Origin of the sequence: Stenotrophomonas sp. 610A2, assembly GCF_030549615.1 — a bacterium.
GTDB classification, from domain to species: Bacteria; Pseudomonadota; Gammaproteobacteria; order Xanthomonadales; family Xanthomonadaceae; genus Stenotrophomonas; species Stenotrophomonas pigmentata.
Genome location: NZ_CP130832.1, coordinates 3,678,294 through 3,696,063 on the forward strand (window position 1 = coordinate 3,678,294; position 17,770 = coordinate 3,696,063).

Genomic DNA, 17,770 nt, shown 5'->3' on the forward strand with positions numbered 1-17,770 from the left:
AGACAATCCCAACCGCCAGGGGCAACCCGGCGGCGCACAGGCATCCCCTGCCAACGTGCGGCAGCGGAAACGGGGCGGCACGCCGCCCCACCAGCGTCTTACTTGAAGTCGCCGGCAACAAACACGCTCAGCCGTTCCGGCTTGAGGTGCTTGCGGATGGCGGCATTGACCTGCTCCACCGTCAACGCCTGGTAGGCCGCATCGCGCTGCGCTTCAAACGCCATGTCGCGGCCGTAATACAGGTGATCGGTCAACAGACCAGCGATTGCACCGTCGACGGCGCGCGACTGCTCACGCGCCACCTTCTTCTCGGCCACCGCATCGCGCAGTTCCTGCGCGGTGATGCCATCGGCAACCAGGCGGGCCAGCTCCTCACGCAACGCCACTTCCAACTTGGCCATGTTCTCCGGCGCGGCGATGGCCTGGATGCTGATGCTGCCATTGTCATCGCGACCTTCGCGGCTCTCATCCGCGCTCAAACCGGCGCCCACGTTGTAACTCAGGCCGTCCTTCTGCCGGATACGATCGCCCAGCCGGGCCTTGAGCGGATCGCCGCCGAGGATGCCGATGGCGATGTTCAGTGCCGGGAAGTCCGTGTCGGTCAGGTTGATCGAGACGTTCTGCCGGGCCAGCAGCACAGCATTGGGCTTGTCCGGAGTAACGAAGCGCTCATGCATTGCCGCGACATCGCGGTAATGGGTGCTGATCGGCGCATAGGCGTGCGGCGCCTTCCAGTCGGCGAACAAACGCTGCAGCTCGGCCTTCATCGCCACCGGATCGAAATCACCGACCACCGCGATCTCGCCGACCGAACTGCCATAGAAGGCCTGGTGGAACGCACGGATGTCCTCAAGCTTGATCGCCTGCAGACGCGCCAAGGACTCGTCTATCGATTCCACGTGCAGCGGATGCCCCACCGGCCATGGATCGAAGTACTTGCTCAAGGCCATCGAGGCCAGGGTGCCAGGCTCCTTGCGCTGGAACTCCAGGCCGGTGATGGCCTGCAGACGGAGCTGTTCAAACTGCTCCGCGGGGAACGCCGGATGACGCAGCACATCGGCGGCCAACCGCAGCGCGTCGAGCAAGGTATCGCGCTTGCCGTTGAGCCTGATGCCCGCCCCCTGCACACCGCCGCTTACCTGCGCCTGGGTATTGAGCGCATCGAAGCGCGCGGCGATCTGCCCGCGGTCCATGCGCTGGCTGCCCATCATCAGCATCGGCCCTACCCAGCTGCCGGCATAACTACGCCCGGTGATGGACTGCTCATCCGCGAACCGGAAGCTGGCATCGAATGTCACGGTCTGCCCGCGATTGCGCTTTGGCAGCAGCGACACGCGTAGCCCGTCGCCAATGACGAAGCTCTCGGTACGCGCCGCGATGTTGTCCAGGCTGGGCTCGAAGGCCTCGCCTGCGGCAATCGCGGCGCGCCCTTTGTAACCATCCACCAGGCTTGCCACCGCTGGCGCGGCAGGAATCAGCGCCCGGTCCGGGGTAGCGGTCGGCACAAAGCGGCCGATGGTGCGGTTCTGCGGCTTCAGGTACGCCGCGGCCACGCGATTGACGTCGTTCGCAGTGACGCCGTCGATGGCATCACGCTGCACGAACAACAGGCGCCAGTCGCCTGCCGCCTGGTACTCGGACAAGGCCATCGCCATCGCGTTGACGTCGCTGGCGCGCTTTTCGATTGCATTGCCGATGCGCTGCTTGGCGGCATCGACTTCTGCGTCGGTGACCGGTGTCGCCGCGATGGCTTCAGCCTGCTTCAGCAGTTCGGCCTCGGCCTTGCCAGCGTCACCGCCCTTGGGCAAGGCCGAAACCAGGGTGAACAAGCCCGGATCACGCAAGGTCTCGCCACTGGCGCCGGCGAATGCCGCCAGCCTGGTTTCCTGCAACGCCTTGTACAGGCGCCCATTCGGGTTATCGCCAAGCACATTGCCCAATACCGTCAATGCCGCGCTGTCTGCCTGCGCAAGCGCGGGCACGTGATAACTGGCAGCAACCAGTGACAGCTCGCTGCTGCGACGCACGGTGACTTCACGCTCGCCATCCTGCACCGGCTCCACCGTATGGAACTTCGGCAAGGTGCGGGTCGGCTTTTTCAGCGGTGCGAAGTGGGTGGCGATGCGTGCCAGCACCTGCGCGCTGTCGATGCGACCGGCAACAATCAACAAGGCGTTGTCCGGCTGGTACCAGGTGCGATAGAAGGCCTGCAGGTTCTCGATCGGCACGTTCTCCACGTCCGAGCGCGCGCCAATCGGCATGTTGGCGTAGTTGTGCCAGTCAAACGCGACCGAGCGCATGCGCTTCATCAGGACGCCGACCGGATTGTTGTCGCCGGCTTCCATCTCGTTGCGGACAACCGTCATCTCGCTGTCCAGATCGGCCTTGGCCACCTTGGAATTGACCATGCGGTCGGCCTCCAGGCCCAACAACCAGTCCAGGGTGGCGTCATTGGCCGGGAACGAGGCGAAGTAGTTGGTGCGGTCCAGCGAAGTTGTCGCGTTCTTGTCGACCCCGCGCTGCTGCATTTCACCAGGGATATCGGGGTGCTTCGGCGTTCCCTTGAACATCAGGTGTTCAAGCAGGTGGGCCATGCCGGTTTCGCCATAGTTCTCATGCAGCGATCCCACACCGTAAACCAGATTGACGGTCACAGTCGGCTTGCTGGCGTCAGCGAACAGCAGTACCCGCAGGCCATTCTGCAAGCGGTACTCGCAGACACCCTCAACGCAGGGACCTGCCTGCACATTCGCCGGCAGCGCAGCGGCACTGGCCTGTTTTGCCTGTGCCGTCGGCGCCAGCGTCAGCGAAAGCGCTAGCGCTAGCGCCCAGGCGCAACACGAAAGCTTCATCATCGGAATCCAGTCCTCGCTAATTTGCGATCAGCCCATCAATCAGTGTCTGTGGCATTCCCCGGATCGCAACCGGTGAAGCACGGCAACAATGCCCATCATCGCAAAAGCTGAAGATGCCGTGGTGCCATAGCAGCGCACCAAGTGCGCGGACACATCCAATCGCCTGCATCCGCATCGCATGCGCGCGGCAGCACTCAGCGCCCTCCCAGCCAGCCACCGAAGGAATACATCGGTTGCAGCAGGCGATCGCTCAGCGGCTCGCGCTCGCCGCTGAGCTGCGCGTCCAGCAACATCCCGGGCTTGAGCGGCTCCAACCTGCCGTGCGCCACGATGGCCTGATTGGCCAGCTCCACGGTCACCCGATAGAAGGCTTCCTTCACCGCCGGCACTCCCGGCCCGAAGCTGGCCTCCTCACTGTCCACCGCGGTGCGGCTGATGCGCGCGATGGTGCCGCGTTGCATCCCGAACTTCTGATGCGGAAATGCCTGGTAACGCAGAACAACGCGATCACCGGGCGCCATCGCCCCGATCGCCCGCCCCGGCACCATCAACTCCGCCTGCAGCCTGCCATCGCCGGGCAGAACACTGAGCAACGGCTGACCCAGATGTACCGATTGCCCCGGCTTCACCATCTGCGCCACCACCACACCATCCACCGGCGCCTTCACCAGCAAGGCCGCGTTGGCTTCATTCTCGACCTGCTGCAAGCGCAGTTGCGCCAGATGCCCAGCATAGGTGGCATCGTTCGCCTTGCGCCGGCCCGGCAGCTCCAGCGCAGCCTGCTTGAGCTGCGCAATCAGGCGTTGCGTTGCAGCCTGCTGCCGACGCAACGATTGCAACTGCACGCTGTAGTCCAACAGCAAGGCTTCCTGCTGCTCGGCAGCCACCAGACCGGCAGTAGTTGCCGCGTCAGAGCTTCTACGACGCGCCAGCACATCGCCCGCCATCCGGATCTGCTCGCGCCGCGCAGCTATCTCCAGCTCAATGAGCCTGGCCTCGGCCCGTGCCGCATGCATCTGCTCGTTCAAACCGGCTGCCTGCACAGCCAGTTGTTCCTTGAAGGCATCACGGGCCAACTCGATGCTGTCTTCCTTCTGCCGCAGACCAAGCTCCAGGGCGAGACTGGCATCGCCCAGCTCGGGGAGCGTGCGTTGCACCGCCACCAAAGCCAACGCCTCCCCCGCCACGACACGTTTGCCATCATCTGCGTCCAGCCAACGCACCACGCCGGTGACCGGAGCCAATACGGTCGCCATCCCCTGCACCGGCACCAGACGGCCAGCAACAAAGGTAGCCTCGCTGTCGTTGCGGACCGCGAGAGCAATCAACGAAACCACTATCAACGAGAATGTACCCACGAAGTATGCATACAGTTTCGCAGGCCGCTTGTATTCCATCCACCACCAGCGACGAACGGCAACGCGCAGCTCTTCATTCGTTTCGGTTTGCGACACGCATGCACCATTGCTTCAACGCTTAAGAAAAAAACTCATCAATCAGTAAGTTTTCTACCGACAAATTTCCATCAAGATTCCTCCCAACGGGCGCAGCCTATCGGCATCAGCTGCGACAGCGCGCATATGCAAGTTACATTGGCAAAAGTCGTCAATATCGATGACGACTCTCGCCTCGATAATCCACGGGCGTAATGAACATTGACAATGAGTCTTTGCCGACTGCGCAAGCTCGCAATGGCTTAGGCTTTTAGTCGGCTCTCATGGTCAACGCTCGAGGAGAAAGTTTATGCACGACCATCTGGGAATCCGCATCCGTAAAGCACGGAGAAAGATGAAGATGACGCAGGCGGAGTTGGCCAGCCAACTGAAAGTAAGCCGCAGCGCAGTGGGAAACTGGGAAAGTCCAACCGGCATATCGCCCAGCACGATGCGGTTGATCACCATCGCGCTGGTTACCGATGTTTCGTTCGAATGGTTGGCGACAGGACGCGGGGAGCTTGATGCCGTTTCCGCGGCATTACCGGGCGAGAACGCGGAGGTCGTTGATGATCCATCGGAACGCAGGCTGTTGATCGCCTACCGCTGCTGCCGCGCCGCCACACGGAAGCTGGTATTGCAGATCGTGGAGGCACAGAAAGTCCCACACCTCTGATCAGAGGCGGCGACCGATAACCACATCGGCGCCGCCCGCGCATCGCCTTTTGTAGGAGCGGCGTGAGCCGCGAAGCTGGCACTGCTGAAATTCCAGCTGGACGTGCAATCTGATGATCCATCTGCTTCGCGGCTTACGCCGCTCCTACAAAGCCGGGCTGCAGCTTTCAATTGTGGGAGCGGCGTTAGCCGCGAGGCTGGCTATGCCGAAACTCTGGAAAACCGTGCCATCTGATGATCCACCTGTTTCGCGGCTGACGCCGCTCCCACAAGATTCCTGGCATCCGCGCAGGCGAAATACCGCCAAAACCACCAACTGACCCCACACAAAGCAAAGCCGGCACAAGGCCGGCTCTGCTTTGACACATGCGGACTGGCTATCAACCCGCGCGGTCGGCTTCCATCTGCTTGCGGATCTGCGCATCGACCGCGGCAATCGCGGTCATGTTCAGCACGCGACGCGAGCTGGCACTGCTGGTCAGGATATGCACCGGCTTGGTCATGCCCATCAGGATCGGACCAATCGCCACTCCGTTGGTGAATACACGCACCAGGTTGTAGGCGATGTTGGCCGCTTCCAGGTTGGGCAGCACGAACAGGTTGGCACGGCCCTTCAGCGTGCTGTTCGGCAGCAGCTTCTCGCGCAGCGCTTCGTCCCAGGCGGTATCGCCCTGCATTTCGCCGTCCACGTTCAAACGCGGGTTGCGCTTGAGCAGCGCCGCACGCACCTGGCGCATCTTCAACGCGTCCTTGGAATCGTGGCTGCCGAAGTTGGAATGCGACAGCAGCGCGATCTTCGGCTCGATGCCGAACAGCTTCATGCGATACGCGGCCTGCAAGGTCGATTCGACGATCTGCTCGACGGTCGGGTCTTCCTGCACGTGCGTGTCGACGAAGAAGAACACGCCCTGGTTGTTGATCACGCCAGTCATCGCCGAGGTCGAGCTGACCTTGGATTCCAGCGGAATCACACTGCGTACGTAGCCGAGCTTCTTGTGGAAGCGCCCGACCAGGCCCGACAGCATCGCATCGGCCTCACCACGGGCAACCATCACCGCCGCGATCAGGGTCGGGCGCGAACGCATCAGGTTCTTGGCAGCCGCCACGGTGACGCCCTTGCGGCCTGTCATCTCATGGTAGTACTGCCAGTAGTCGTTGAAGCGCGGGTCGTCGTTGATGTTGGTGATTTCGAAATCGACACCGGCGCGCATGCGCAGGCCCAGCCGCTCGATGCGGGCTTCGATCACGTCCGGGCGGCCGATCAGGATCGGGAAGGCCACGCCTTCGTCGATCACGTTCTGCACCGCCTGCAGTACCACTTCCTCTTCGCCCTCGGCGTAGACCACGCGCTGCTTGTCGGCACGGGCACGGTCGTAGACCGGCTTCATGAACAAGCTGGTGCGGTAGACGAACTGCGCCAGCTTGTCGCGGTAGGCAGCCATGTCGGCGATCGGGCGGGTAGCAACACCCGAATCCATCGCGGCCTGGGCCACGGCGGAGGACAGCTCCACCAGCAGGCGGCGGTCGAACGGACGCGGGATCACATAGTCGCGGCCGAAGCTGGGCACGTCACCGCCGTAGGCGGCGCCAAGGTCCGAGGCTTCCTTGCGGGCCAGCGCGGCAATCGCGCGCACGCAGGCGACCTTCATTTCTTCGTTGATGGTGGTCGCGCCCACGTCCAGCGCACCGCGGAACAGGTAGGGGAAGCACAGCGCGTTGTTGACCTGGTTCGGGTAATCCGAACGGCCGGTGCCCATGATCACGTCCGAACGCACCGAATTGGCGTCTTCCGGCAGAATTTCCGGGTAGGGGTTGGCCAGGGCGAAGATCACCGGGTCACGCGCCATGCTGGCGACCATGTCCTTGGTGAGGATGCCGCCGGCCGACAGGCCCAGGAAGATATCGGCGCCGTCGACGATCTCGGCCAGCGTGCGCTTGTCGGTGTCGCGGGCGTAGCGCGCCTTTTCCGGGTCCAGGTCGGTACGGCCGGTGTGGATCACGCCGTCGCGGTCATAGGCCAGGATGTTTTCCGGCTTCAAACCCAGCGAAACCAGCATGTTGACGCAGGAAATACCCGCCGCGCCCATGCCGGTGGTGGCCAGCTTGACCTCTTCGATCTTCTTGCCGGTGATGCACATGGCGTTGAGCACGGCCGCGCCGACGATGATCGCGGTGCCGTGCTGGTCGTCATGGAACACCGGGATGTTCATCCGCTCGCGCAGCTTGCGCTCGACGATGAAGCACTCCGGCGCCTTGATGTCTTCCAGGTTGATGCCGCCGAAGGTCGGCTCCAGCGAGGCAATGATCTCGACCAGCTTGTCCGGGTCGTTTTCATTGACTTCGATATCGAACACATCGATGCCGGCGAACTTCTGGAACAGCACGCCCTTGCCTTCCATCACCGGCTTGCCGGCGAGCGGGCCGATGTTGCCCAGGCCCAGCACCGCGGTGCCGTTGGTGATGACGCCGACCAGATTGCCGCGGGCGGTCATCTCGCTGGCCATGGCCGGGTCAGCCATGATCGCTTCGCAGGCATGCGCCACACCCGGCGAGTACGCCAGCGACAGATCACGCTGGGTCAACATGGGCTTGGTAGCCACCACCTTGATCTTGCCTGGCGGCGACATACGGTGATATTCGAGGGCTGCCTGCTTGAAATCTTCGTTGGACATCGAGTTGTGGGCGCTAATGGGCAAGAAGGACAGTGGATGATAACGCCGTTAAGGCGGCTGGACCTGTCGCTATGCTGTCGTATTCATGCTGCAACCGCACAATTCCGGGCATTCCACACCACTGCGTGCGCGCCAGTTTCAGCCCTGAGCATGACAAGCCCGGGACGGAAAAAAAGACGCGGGGCCGCCTGCTCGGTGGCCGGCCCCGCGCAAAAAACGCACACACAGGTAAACCTCAGGCCTCGACCGGCGGCGACGGTGGCAGTTCCGACGGCTCCGCGCCGTCCAGCACCAAGCTCAGCCGCTGCCGATCCAGCGCGCCCTCCCAGCGCGAAACCACCACCGTTGCCACGGCATTGCCGATGAAATTGGTCAACGAGCGGCATTCGCTCATGAAACGATCCACGCCAAGAATCAATGCCATGCCAGCCACTGGAACCTCCGGCACCACCGCCAGGGTGGCCGCCAGGGTGATGAAACCCGCGCCGGTGACCCCGGCCGCGCCCTTGGAGCTGAGCATGGCGACCAGCAGCAGGGCGATCTGGTGGCCCAGGCTCAGCTCGGTATTGGTCGCCTGGGCAATGAACAGCGCCGCCAGCGTCATATAGATGTTGGTGCCATCCAGGTTGAACGAATAGCCGGTTGGCACCACCAGGCCGACGACGGACTTGCTGCAGCCGGCCTTCTCCATCTTCTCCATCAGTGATGGCAGCGCCGACTCCGACGAGGACGTGCCCAGCACCAGCAGCAGCTCGGCCTTCAGGTAGCGGGCCAGTTTGAACACCGAAAACCCGCAAAGACGCGCCACCGCGCCCAGGATCACTACCACGAACAGCAGCGAGGTCAGGTAGAACGCGCCAACCAACCAGGCCAGATTGACCAGCGAGGCGATGCCGTACTTGCCGATGGTGAAGGCAATGGCGCCAAACGCGCCGATCGGCGCCGCTTTCATGAGCAGATGGACCAGCTTGAACACCGGCGTGGTCAGCGCATCCAACAGCGCCAGTACCGGGCGCCTTTTCTCGCCCACCGAAGCCAGCGCCATGCCGAACAGCACTGCGACGAACAGCACCTGCAGGATGTTGTCGCCGACGAAGGGGCTGACCAGGGTCTTGGGGATGATGTCCAGCGCAAAGCCGACCAGGCTCAGTTCGTGCGAGCGCTGCACGTAACCATTCACCGCGCTCTGGTCCAGATCGGCCGGATTGATGTTCATGCCTGCGCCGGGCTGCACCACGTGCGCCACCACCATGCCGACCACCAGCGCCAGGGTGGAGAAGAACATGAAATAGGCCATCGCCTTGGCGAACACACGACCGACGCTGCGCAGATGGGTCATGCCGGCAATGCCGGTGACGATGGTCAGGAAGATCACCGGCGCGATGATCATCTTCACCAATTTGATGAAGGCATCACCAAGGGGCTTCAGCTGCTCGGCGAACACTGGCTCGAAATGGCCCAGCAGCACGCCCAGCGCGATTGCGACCAGCACCTGCACGTAAAGCTGGCGGTACAGCGGCAGCCGGCGCACATGCGGGCTGGCAACAGTCACGGAAGGGGCATGCATGGCGGGGACACCTCGGAGATTCACTACGGGAGGTCTTTTACGCGCCAAAGCGCGCGCCGCCGATAACGCATTGGTGTTACTGCGAAGCACACAAACGGAACCGGATCAACGTTTTCGGACCAATCCCCCCAACAACCGGACAAGACCTATGGCCGCCCGCCGCAGGCCTGCCGGACCATCGCAGCCATGCCGTTCTTTCCCACCCATCGACGCCGCATGCGCTGGCTGTTGCCGCTCGCCGCCGCGCTTGCCGTCGCGGCGATCAGCCTGGTGGCGCTGCGCCATTTCGAGCGCAGCAGCATTGCCGGTGACGCTGCACGGGCGGCAACCCAACTGCATCTGCATGGCGAGGCCTTGCAGGCCCTGATCGAACGCCACCGGGTGCTGCCGGCGGTGCTGGCGTTGGACCCGGATGTACGCAGCGCGCTGGCACGGACGACAACCAGCCGTGCCGAGCTGGACCGCCTCAACCGCAAGCTCGAACGCGTCAATGGTGTAGCCGCCACCTCGACCCTGACCCTGCTCGACCGCAACGGGGTGGCCCTGGCCGCCAGCAACTGGCGCATGCCCCGCAGCAACAATGTCGGCAACGACTATCAGTTCCGGCCCTATTTCCGTCAGGCAATGCACGAAGGCAGCGGCACCTTCTATGCCGAGGGCATCACCACCGCCATGCCCGGCTATTTCCTGTCCGAAGCAGTCCGCGATGAGAGCGGCAATCCGGTCGGTGTGGTGGTGGTCAAGGTCATCCTGCGCCCGCTGGAACAGACCTGGGCGGATACCACCGACACGGTTTTCGTCAGTGACAGCAATGGCGTGATCTTCCTGTCCAGCCACCGTCCATGGCGCTATCTCACGCTGCAGGCACTGGATGCAGGTGTCCGCGAGGAGCTGCTGCGTACCCGCCAGTACACCCATCTGCCGCAACAGCTGCTGCTGCATTCGCCGGGCACACGACTGGGGCCGAACCAGCAGCAGGTGACGCTGGCCGGTGCCGGTGAGGTCATCTGGGTCACGCAGCCACTGCCACAACAGCGCTGGAGCCTGCACCTGCTGCGCAGCACTGCCAGCAGCAGCAACAGCGCGCGCACCTTCGCCGGCGCGGTGATGGCCAGCCTGATCGCGGTGCTGCTGCTGGGCTACGGGCTGTGGCAGCGGCAACGGCTGGCGCGCCTGCGCGAGCGCAGCCGGCGCGAGCTCGAACAATTGGTTGAGCTGCATGCACTGGAACTGCGCACCGCCCAGGACGGCATCGTGCATGCCGCGCACGCCGCCGATTACGGCGAGAGCGCCAGCCTGCAACATCTGCCGCAAGGTGTCTGCGTGGTCGATGCACAGCTCAACCTGGTGGCCTGGAACCGGCGCTACATCGAACTGTTCCGGTTCCCACCGGGGCTGATCCAGGTAGGCCGGCCGATCGCCGATGTCTTCCGTTACAACGCTAGGCGCGGCCTGCTCGGCCCTGGACCGATCGAGGAAGCCATCGAGCGTCGGCTCAACCACCTGCGGTCGGCCACCCCGCACATGCACGAACGTGAGAGCGGCGACGGCAATGTGATCGAGATCCGCGGCAACCCGCTGCCGGATGGCGGCTTTGTCACCAGCTATACCGATATCACCGCCTACCGGAATGCCGCCCGCGACCTGCGCTCACTGGCCGACACGCTCAGCCTGCGGGTCAGCGAGCGCACCCACGACCTGGCCGGCGCCAAACGCGATGCCGAGGAAGCCAACCAGGCCAAGACGCGTCTGGTCGCCGCCGCCGTGCATGATCTGTTGCAACCGTTGAATGCCGCACGCATGTTCCTGTCGGCGTTGCGCAGCCGCCTGCCCGATGCCGCCAGCCGCGACATCGCCGACAACGTCGACAATGCGCTGACCGCACAGGACGGCATCCTGACCAGCCTGCTCGACATTTCGCGATTGGAATCCGGCGCACTTGAGAAGCGGGTCCGCGACTTCGCACTGGAGCCGCTGCTGGAAGCGCTGAGCATCGAGTTCGGCATTCTCGCCAACGCGCGCGGCCTGCTGGTAACCCATATCGCCACCACCGCGGTGGTGCGCAGCGACGAGGCCTTGTTGCGGCGCATCCTGCAGAACCTGCTGTCCAATGCGGTGCGCTACACCCGCAGCGGCCGCATCGTGATCGGCTGCCGGCGCGAAGGCGCGCAGCTGCGCATTGAAGTGCACGACACCGGCACCGGCATTCCGCAATCCCGCCAGCAGGAAATCTTCGAAGAGTTCCGCCGCCTCGACAACGCCGGCAGCGAAGAGCCGGGCGCCGGCCTCGGCCTGGCCATCGTTGACCGCATTGCCCATCTGCTGGATCACCGCATCGGCCTGCGTTCCACGCCCGGGCGCGGCAGCGTGTTCTCGGTGACCCTCCCGCGCGGCGATGTCGGCTGCGGCACCTTGCCGGTCAGCCCGCCGGAGGAACCACAGATGGATTCCCTGCTGGCCGGATGCCGGGCCTGGTGCATCGACGACGATCCACGCATCAGCCTGGCTACCCGCCTGTTGCTGGAACGCTGGGGCTGCCAGGTGGAGTTCGCCGGCGGCGTGGAAGCGGCCCGGGCCGCGACGCGGCATGACAATGTGCCCGACCTGTTGCTACTGGATGTGCGCATGGGCGATATCAGCGGCCCAGTCCTGTTGCCGCAGCTGGTGGAGCGCTGGGGCAGCGAGCCCGGCGTGATCCTGTTCACTGCCGAACAGGACCCCGACCTGCGCGAACTCGCCCGCGACCGTCACTGGGGCTTTGTTTCCAAGCAGGCAAGGACCGCCGCGCTGCGCTCACTGATGACGCATCTGTACCAGCGCGGGAGCTGAAGTCGCACCTGTAGAGCCGAGCCATGCTCGGCTGAGGCATTACCGATAAACGGTCACCTGTAGTGCCGAGCCATGCTCGGCTGAGGCATTACCGATAAGGCCCCTGCCGAGCATGGCTCGGCACTACGTTGGGGTTGCTTGGAAAGCCCCTGCCGAGCATGGCTCGGCACTACGGTGCGGGTCCTGGCAACTCTGGCTCCCACTCCGCCTCCAGCGTCTTCAACAGCACCGCTGCCTGGGTGCGGCTATTGCATTCGAGCTTCTTCAGCACGGCGGTGACGTGCACCTTCACCGTGTTCTCGGCCAACCCCAGCACATGGGCGATCTGCTTGTTCAGCAGGCCATCGGCCATGCACAGCAGCACGCGTATCTGCTGCGGGGTAAGCCGCGCCAGCCGCGAGGCCAGCAAGGCATCGTGCTCGGAACGTACTGCGGCCAGTGGTGGAAAGCAGGTATCGCCGTCCATCACCGCAGCCACCGCCGCCCCTATCGACTCCACCGGCGCGGATTTTGGAATGAAGCCAACCGCACCGAATTGCTGGGCGCGGCGAATCACCCGTGGGTTGTCGTTGGAGGAAATGATGATCACCGGCAGTTCCGGCCGTTCGCCGCGCAGCCACACCAACGAGGAAAACCCATGCGCGCCGGGCATGGTCAGGTCGAGCAGGACCAGGTCCACATCGGCATGTTCGGCCACCGCCTGGGTCAGGGCCGAGACACTGGCCACTTCCAGCATCTCGCCCACGGCACCGCCGTCGCGCAGTGCATGCAGCACGGCGGCACGGAACAAGGGATGGTCGTCGGCAACAAGCACCTTGATCAGGCTCATGCCGCCAGTTTGGCACGGGGGACGCCTACCCGCCCTAGTCCTAAATCGCTATTGGTGGCCGAACTGGCCCTGTCTATCGTCCGCGCACTCCCCACTATGCCGAGGCAACGGATGGCCAGTTCTACCCTGCGCGCTTCAATCTCCGGCCTGCTGATGCTGGCCGCCACGCCCGCCGCGCTCGCCAACGACGACATCACCGCCACTGCCAGCGGCCGCCTGTATTACGAGTTCGCCCGTTTCGACAACGACAACCGCGGACCGGACGAGCGCCGCGGCGACGATCTGCGTGCGGCGTGGCTGGGAGTGGCAGGCAAGGTCCATGGCATTGGCTACAAGCTCGAGGCTGACTTCGCCGGCCATCGCCCCGTCGCGCGTGATGTCTATCTCACCCACAAGATCGGCAGCGCCCTGCTGACGGTTGGACAGTTCAAGCAGTTCTATACGCTGGACGACCGCAGCAGCTCCAACCACACGCCCACCATCGAGCGCAGCTACCTGGTTCAGTCACTGGGCACTGCCTACCGGCTGGGCATCGGCGCGCAAGGCAACCACGACGGCATTTTCTGGAGTGGCAGCGTCTTCAGCCTGGAAAGCATCGACGCGTGGCAGGCCAAGGGCCACGTCATCGGCGGTCGCATTGGCCATGCGCCATGGAGCCAGCCCGGCCGGGTACTGCATTTTGGTGTCTCCGGTGCCCGCGAGCATCACAGTCATCCCGGTGCCGACGACGCCCTGCCAACGCGCGCGCAGGTCCGCGCAACCGGCCATCTTGGCAGGCACGGACGCCTGCCCTTGGTGGACTTCCGCAATGGTCGGGCAGTTACGGTCAACCGCTACAGCTTCGAGACCGCTGGTGTCTCCGGGCCATGGTCGTGGCAGGCCGAGTACGGCGGTGCCCGCTACGACGACGGCGAGCAACGTGGCGAAGTGCAGGCCGCCTACCTGCAGGGCAGCTGGCTGCTTACGGGAGAAACCCGCCCCTACGACGCCAAGGGTGGCCGCTTTGTCCAGTTGGACCCCGAACGTGACTCCGGTGCCTGGGAACTGGTCGCGCGCTACGACCGCATCAATGGTCGCCAGTGGCCGGCGCAGCAGCGGGACGTCACCGCTGAAGCGTGGACCGTGGGAGTGAACTGGTACGCCTCAAGCAAGCTCCGGCTGATGCTGGACTGGACCGACAGCCGGCGTCGTGATGAACTGCGCGGGCTGGCGCTGGACCATACCGGGGTGCTCGCAGGTCGCGCCCAGCTTCACTTCTAGCCCCGCCCGTCCCTTCCGCGGCGGGATTGCCAAGCGCACACAAGAAAATAATTTTCACGTATCCTCCCCTTTAGCCCCAATAGCCACCCATAATCCCGGGTGACCACGGCAAGAGGCAGGATTCGTGCAGGAAAATTACTTTCATTCCGAAGCAGTTCTAGTCGGCAAGGGCCTCCCGAGTGGCGGCCCGTGGACGCCCGCGTCGATTGCGGCAGCCGCGCCGTCCATTCTCGAAGAGCAGCTGAGCCTGCCTGCTGCCGTGCTCAGCGCCCCGGCGCTGCAGCACAACCTGCAATGGATGCGGCAGTTCGCGCAGGCCTATGGCTGCCAGTTGGCGCCGCATGGCAAGACCACCATGAGCCCGGCACTGTTCCGCATGCAGCTCGATGCCGGTGCCTGGGGCATCACCCTGGCCACCGCGCCGCAAACCGTCGCTGCCCATGCCGAAGGCGTGCAGCGCGTGCTGCTTGCCAACCAGCTGGTCGGCAAGGGCAATTTCGAGCTGATCGCCTCCCTGCAGCAACGCGACCCGGGCTTCTGGTTCGCCTGCGTGGTGGATTCGGCCGCCAATGTGGCCGCACTGGGCAGCTATTTCAGCGCGCGCGGGCAACAGATAAAGGTATTGCTGGAGATTGGCCTGGCCGGCGGCCGTACCGGCGTGCGCGATGACGCGCAGGCGCAGGCCGTGTTGGACGAGATCGCACGGTGGCCGGATGCGGTCGCGCTGGTCGGCGTGGAAGTCTATGAAGGTGTCGCCAGCGATGAGGCCGGCGTGCGCGGCATGCTGCAACGCAGCCTTGCGCAGTGGCAGGCGATCCGTGCCAACGGCGGCTTCCGTCAGTTGCCGGCCATCCTCAGCGGCGCCGGCTCGGCCTGGTTCGATGTGGTCGCCGAAGAATTCTCCGTGCTTGCCAACGATGCCGATGCGCAGATCGTGCTGCGTCCGGGCTGCTATCTCAGCCACGACGTCGGCATCTACCGGCAAGCCGCCGAGCGCATCCATGCCAGCAATCCGATCGCCCGCGAGATGGGCAGCAGCCTGCAACCGGCGCTGCGGCTATGGGCTTACGTGCAATCACGGCCGGAACCGGGCAAGGCCATCATCGGCCTGGGCAAACGCGACGCCGCCTTCGATGCCGGCTTCCCCGTGCCTGCGCTGCACTATCGCCCAGGCGACGCCGCACCAAGCAACGCCGCCGCGCACTGGAAGGTCACCGCGATGATGGACCAGCACGCCTTCCTCGAATTGCAGGCCGACGATGACCTGCAGGTAGGCGACATGCTCTGCTTCGATATTTCCCATCCCTGCCTGACCTTCGACAAATGGCGCCACCTGCTGGTGGTCGATGACGCGCACCGCGTTGTCGGCGCTGTTTCCACGCAGTTCTAACCGCCTCCTTCGAGCCTGTACGCATGACCGACGGTAACCTGCTGTTGATCTACGCCGCATTGTCGATCCTTGCACTGATCGTGCTGATCGCCCGCTTCCGGCTCAACCCTTTCATCAGTGTCACCCTGGTGTCGGTGGGCCTGGCGCTGTTTGCCGGCATGCCGGCACCGGAGATCCTGCCTGCCTATGAGCAAGGCGTCGGCAAGACGCTGGGGCATATCGCGCTGATCGTCGCGCTGGGCACCATGCTCGGCAAGATGATGGCCGAGTCCGGCGGCGCCGAGCGCATCGCGCGCACCCTGATTGCGCGCTTCGGCACCAAGAACGTGCACTGGGCGATGATGCTGATCGCCTTCTGCGTGGGCTTGCCGATCTTCTTCGAAGTCGGCTTCGTGCTGCTGATCCCGATCGTGCTCAATGTCGCTCGTCGCACCGGCGTGCCACTGCTGCTGGTCGGCCTGCCGATGGTCGCGGGCCTGTCAGTGGTGCATGGCTTGGTACCACCCCATCCGGCGGCGATGCTGGCAGTGCATGCCTATGGCGCTGATGTCGGCCGCACCGTGTTCTATTCGCTGCTGATCGGCTTGCCGACCGCTGCCGTCGCCGGCCCGATTTTCGCCAAGTTCGTCGCGCCCCGGGTGCAATTGCCCGCACACAACCCGATGGAAGCAGCACTGCTGGACGAAGGCCATGGCCGCATTCCCGATGAGCACCTGCCCAGTTTCGGCATCACCCTGGCCACTTTGTTGCTGCCGGTAGTGCTGATGCTGCTCGGCGGCTGGGCTGACCAGATCGCAACACCCGGCTCGGCGCTCAACCACGGCCTGCGTTTCATCGGCCACTCGGTGGTGGCGTTGCTGCTGGCGACCCTGATGAGTTTCATCACTCTGGGCCTGCTGCGCGGCTTCAGCCGCGAGCAGATCCTCAAGTTCACCCAGGAATGCCTGGCACCCACCGCCGCCATCACCTTGCTGGTCGGTGCCGGTGGCGGCCTCAATGGCATCCTCGTGCATACCGGCGTGGCCGCGGAAATCATCGGCCTGTCGCAGCGTTTCGAGCTGTCGCCGCTGCTGATGGGCTGGACCATGGCCGCCTTGATGCGCATCGCCACCGGCTCGGCGACCGTGGCGATGACCACAGCCTCCGGCATCGTCGCGCCGATTGCCGCTGCCATGGGCTATGCCCATCCCGAATTGCTGGTGCTGGCCACCGGTGCCGGTTCGGTGGTGCTGTCACATGTCAACGACGGTGGCTTCTGGCTGGTGAAGGAATACTTCAACATGACTGTCGCCCAGACCTTCAAGACCTGGACGGTGCTCGAAACCCTTATTTCCGTCATCGCCCTTTCCCTGGTGATGGCCCTGTCCATGGTGCTTTGAACATGTCGCAGAATACGTTCGATATCGTCTATGAGCTGCGCCAGCGCCAGCACGAGTTCAGCCCGGTGGAAGCGCGCATCGCCGCGGCGATCCTTGCTGACGTGGATGCCGCCGCGCAGTACGGGGTCAGTGAGCTGGCCGAACGCGCCGAAGTAAGCGCCGCCGCCATCTCGCGTTTTGCCAAGGCACTGGGCTGCGAGCACGTGCGCGAACTGCGTGCACGGCTTGCCTCGGCCAGTGCGGTGGGCAAGCGCTTCCTCGAACAGCAGAACGCACCGCCGGTATCCGCGCTGTACGCGCAGATCTGCGATGACATCCAGGAAAGCCTGCGCCACAACATCGCCAACCTGAAAGAAGACGTGGTGCAGGAACTGGCCGAAGCGATCTGCCAGGCGCGGATGATCCACATCTTCGGCCTGGGCGGTTGCTCCACGGTGTTCGCGCAGGAACTGCAGAGTCGTTTCGTACGCTTCGGCCGCCCGGTATCGGCCTGCAGCGATGCCTTGATGATGAAGATCATCGGCGCCACGCTCGGCCCACAGGATCTGGTGCTGGTGCTTTCGGTCAGCGGCATCACCCCGGAAATCATCTCGGCGGTGGATATCGCGCGCACCTATGGTGCCCGCATCGGCGCAATCACCCAGGCCAACACAAGCTTGGCCGAACGCAGCGACTGGCTGCTGCCGATCCAGATCGAGGAGACCGACTTCGTGTTCAAGCCCTCGGCCTCGCGCTACGCGATGATGCTGGCAATCGACGTGCTCGCCACCACCACCGCGCTCAACGACGCCAACGCCAACCACGAGCATCTGCGCCGTATCAAGCTTGCCCTTGACCGCCATCGCGGCGGTGACTCGCGCCTGCCGCTGGGTGATTGATCC

The 17,770-nt window shown here is 64.1% G+C and carries 12 protein-coding genes; 7 read left to right on the top strand and 5 right to left on the bottom strand.

What is annotated here, in order from left to right; genetic code table 11:
- Positions 1-98: 98 nt before the first annotated feature.
- Positions 99-2,855 carry a M16 family metallopeptidase gene (locus tag Q5Z11_RS16395; RefSeq protein WP_303747374.1) on the bottom strand — a complete coding sequence of 919 codons (2,757 nt, stop codon included), beginning with the start codon at positions 2,853-2,855 and terminating at the stop codon, positions 99-101.
- A gap of 194 nt (positions 2,856-3,049) precedes the next feature.
- Positions 3,050-4,309, bottom strand: coding sequence for an HlyD family secretion protein (locus Q5Z11_RS16400; protein ID WP_303747375.1), 1,260 nt, complete (start codon positions 4,307-4,309; stop codon positions 3,050-3,052).
- A gap of 289 nt (positions 4,310-4,598) precedes the next feature.
- On the opposite strand from Q5Z11_RS16400, the gene Q5Z11_RS16405 reads away from it, so the two are divergent.
- Together Q5Z11_RS16405 and Q5Z11_RS16410 are read left to right on the top strand one after the other, a co-directional pair.
- Complete coding sequence (locus tag Q5Z11_RS16405) at positions 4,599-4,964, top strand: helix-turn-helix transcriptional regulator (protein ID WP_303747376.1); 366 nt, start codon at positions 4,599-4,601, stop codon at positions 4,962-4,964.
- Positions 4,965-5,076: 112 nt separating this feature from the next.
- Positions 5,077-5,283, top strand: coding sequence for a hypothetical protein (locus Q5Z11_RS16410; RefSeq protein WP_303747377.1), 207 nt, complete (start codon positions 5,077-5,079; stop codon positions 5,281-5,283).
- A gap of 60 nt (positions 5,284-5,343) precedes the next feature.
- On the opposite strand, the gene Q5Z11_RS16415 is transcribed toward Q5Z11_RS16410, so the two are convergent.
- Both Q5Z11_RS16415 and Q5Z11_RS16420 read right to left on the bottom strand, forming a co-directional pair.
- Positions 5,344-7,635, bottom strand: a complete 2,292-nt coding sequence (locus tag Q5Z11_RS16415) for an NADP-dependent malic enzyme (RefSeq protein WP_303747378.1) — start codon at positions 7,633-7,635, stop codon at positions 5,344-5,346.
- A 235-nt stretch (positions 7,636-7,870) separates the two neighbouring features.
- Positions 7,871-9,202 (bottom strand): dicarboxylate/amino acid:cation symporter, encoded by a 1,332-nt coding sequence (locus tag Q5Z11_RS16420; protein WP_303747379.1) that lies wholly within the window; start codon positions 9,200-9,202, stop codon positions 7,871-7,873.
- A gap of 186 nt (positions 9,203-9,388) precedes the next feature.
- Between Q5Z11_RS16420 and Q5Z11_RS16425 the strand changes: the two genes are divergently transcribed.
- Positions 9,389-12,031 (top strand): hybrid sensor histidine kinase/response regulator, encoded by a 2,643-nt coding sequence (locus tag Q5Z11_RS16425; protein ID WP_303747380.1) that lies wholly within the window; start codon positions 9,389-9,391, stop codon positions 12,029-12,031.
- 169 nt (positions 12,032-12,200) lie between these two features.
- On the opposite strand, the gene Q5Z11_RS16430 is transcribed toward Q5Z11_RS16425, so the two are convergent.
- Positions 12,201-12,860: a response regulator gene (locus tag Q5Z11_RS16430; RefSeq protein WP_303747381.1), complete on the bottom strand. Its 660-nt coding sequence runs from the start codon at positions 12,858-12,860 to the stop codon at positions 12,201-12,203.
- A gap of 111 nt (positions 12,861-12,971) precedes the next feature.
- Here Q5Z11_RS16430 and Q5Z11_RS16435 point away from each other — a divergent pair, with 111 nt between their 5' ends.
- From Q5Z11_RS16435 to Q5Z11_RS16450, 4 genes are all read left to right on the top strand, one after another.
- Positions 12,972-14,120 (top strand): OprO/OprP family phosphate-selective porin, encoded by a 1,149-nt coding sequence (locus tag Q5Z11_RS16435; RefSeq protein ID WP_303747382.1) that lies wholly within the window; start codon positions 12,972-12,974, stop codon positions 14,118-14,120.
- 124 nt (positions 14,121-14,244) lie between these two features.
- Complete coding sequence (locus Q5Z11_RS16440) at positions 14,245-15,510, top strand: amino acid deaminase (RefSeq protein ID WP_303747383.1); 1,266 nt, start codon at positions 14,245-14,247, stop codon at positions 15,508-15,510.
- 23 nt (positions 15,511-15,533) lie between these two features.
- Positions 15,534-16,889 (top strand): GntT/GntP/DsdX family permease, encoded by a 1,356-nt coding sequence (locus tag Q5Z11_RS16445; protein ID WP_303747384.1) that lies wholly within the window; start codon positions 15,534-15,536, stop codon positions 16,887-16,889.
- A gap of 2 nt (positions 16,890-16,891) precedes the next feature.
- On the top strand, positions 16,892-17,767 hold the full coding sequence (locus Q5Z11_RS16450; RefSeq protein WP_303747385.1) for a MurR/RpiR family transcriptional regulator: 876 nt from the start codon (positions 16,892-16,894) through the stop codon (positions 17,765-17,767).
- Positions 17,768-17,770: the final 3 nt, after the last annotated feature.

Bases quoted from the DNA above. Each gene is read 5' to 3' on its own strand.
- Q5Z11_RS16395 (WP_303747374.1), bottom strand. From the start codon at position 2,855: ATGATGAAGCTTTCGTGTTGCGCCTGGGCGCTAGCGCTAGCGCTTTCG.
- Q5Z11_RS16405 (WP_303747376.1), top strand. From the start codon at position 4,599: ATGCACGACCATCTGGGAATCCGCATCCGTAAAGCACGGAGAAAGATG.
- Q5Z11_RS16410 (WP_303747377.1), top strand. From the start codon at position 5,077: ATGATCCATCTGCTTCGCGGCTTACGCCGCTCCTACAAAGCCGGGCTG.
- Q5Z11_RS16415 (WP_303747378.1), bottom strand. From the start codon at position 7,635: ATGTCCAACGAAGATTTCAAGCAGGCAGCCCTCGAATATCACCGTATG.
- Q5Z11_RS16420 (WP_303747379.1), bottom strand. From the start codon at position 9,202: ATGCATGCCCCTTCCGTGACTGTTGCCAGCCCGCATGTGCGCCGGCTG.
- Q5Z11_RS16425 (WP_303747380.1), top strand. From the start codon at position 9,389: ATGCCGTTCTTTCCCACCCATCGACGCCGCATGCGCTGGCTGTTGCCG.
- Q5Z11_RS16430 (WP_303747381.1), bottom strand. From the start codon at position 12,860: ATGAGCCTGATCAAGGTGCTTGTTGCCGACGACCATCCCTTGTTCCGT.
- Q5Z11_RS16435 (WP_303747382.1), top strand. From the start codon at position 12,972: ATGGCCAGTTCTACCCTGCGCGCTTCAATCTCCGGCCTGCTGATGCTG.
- Q5Z11_RS16445 (WP_303747384.1), top strand. From the start codon at position 15,534: ATGACCGACGGTAACCTGCTGTTGATCTACGCCGCATTGTCGATCCTT.
- Q5Z11_RS16450 (WP_303747385.1), top strand. From the start codon at position 16,892: ATGTCGCAGAATACGTTCGATATCGTCTATGAGCTGCGCCAGCGCCAG.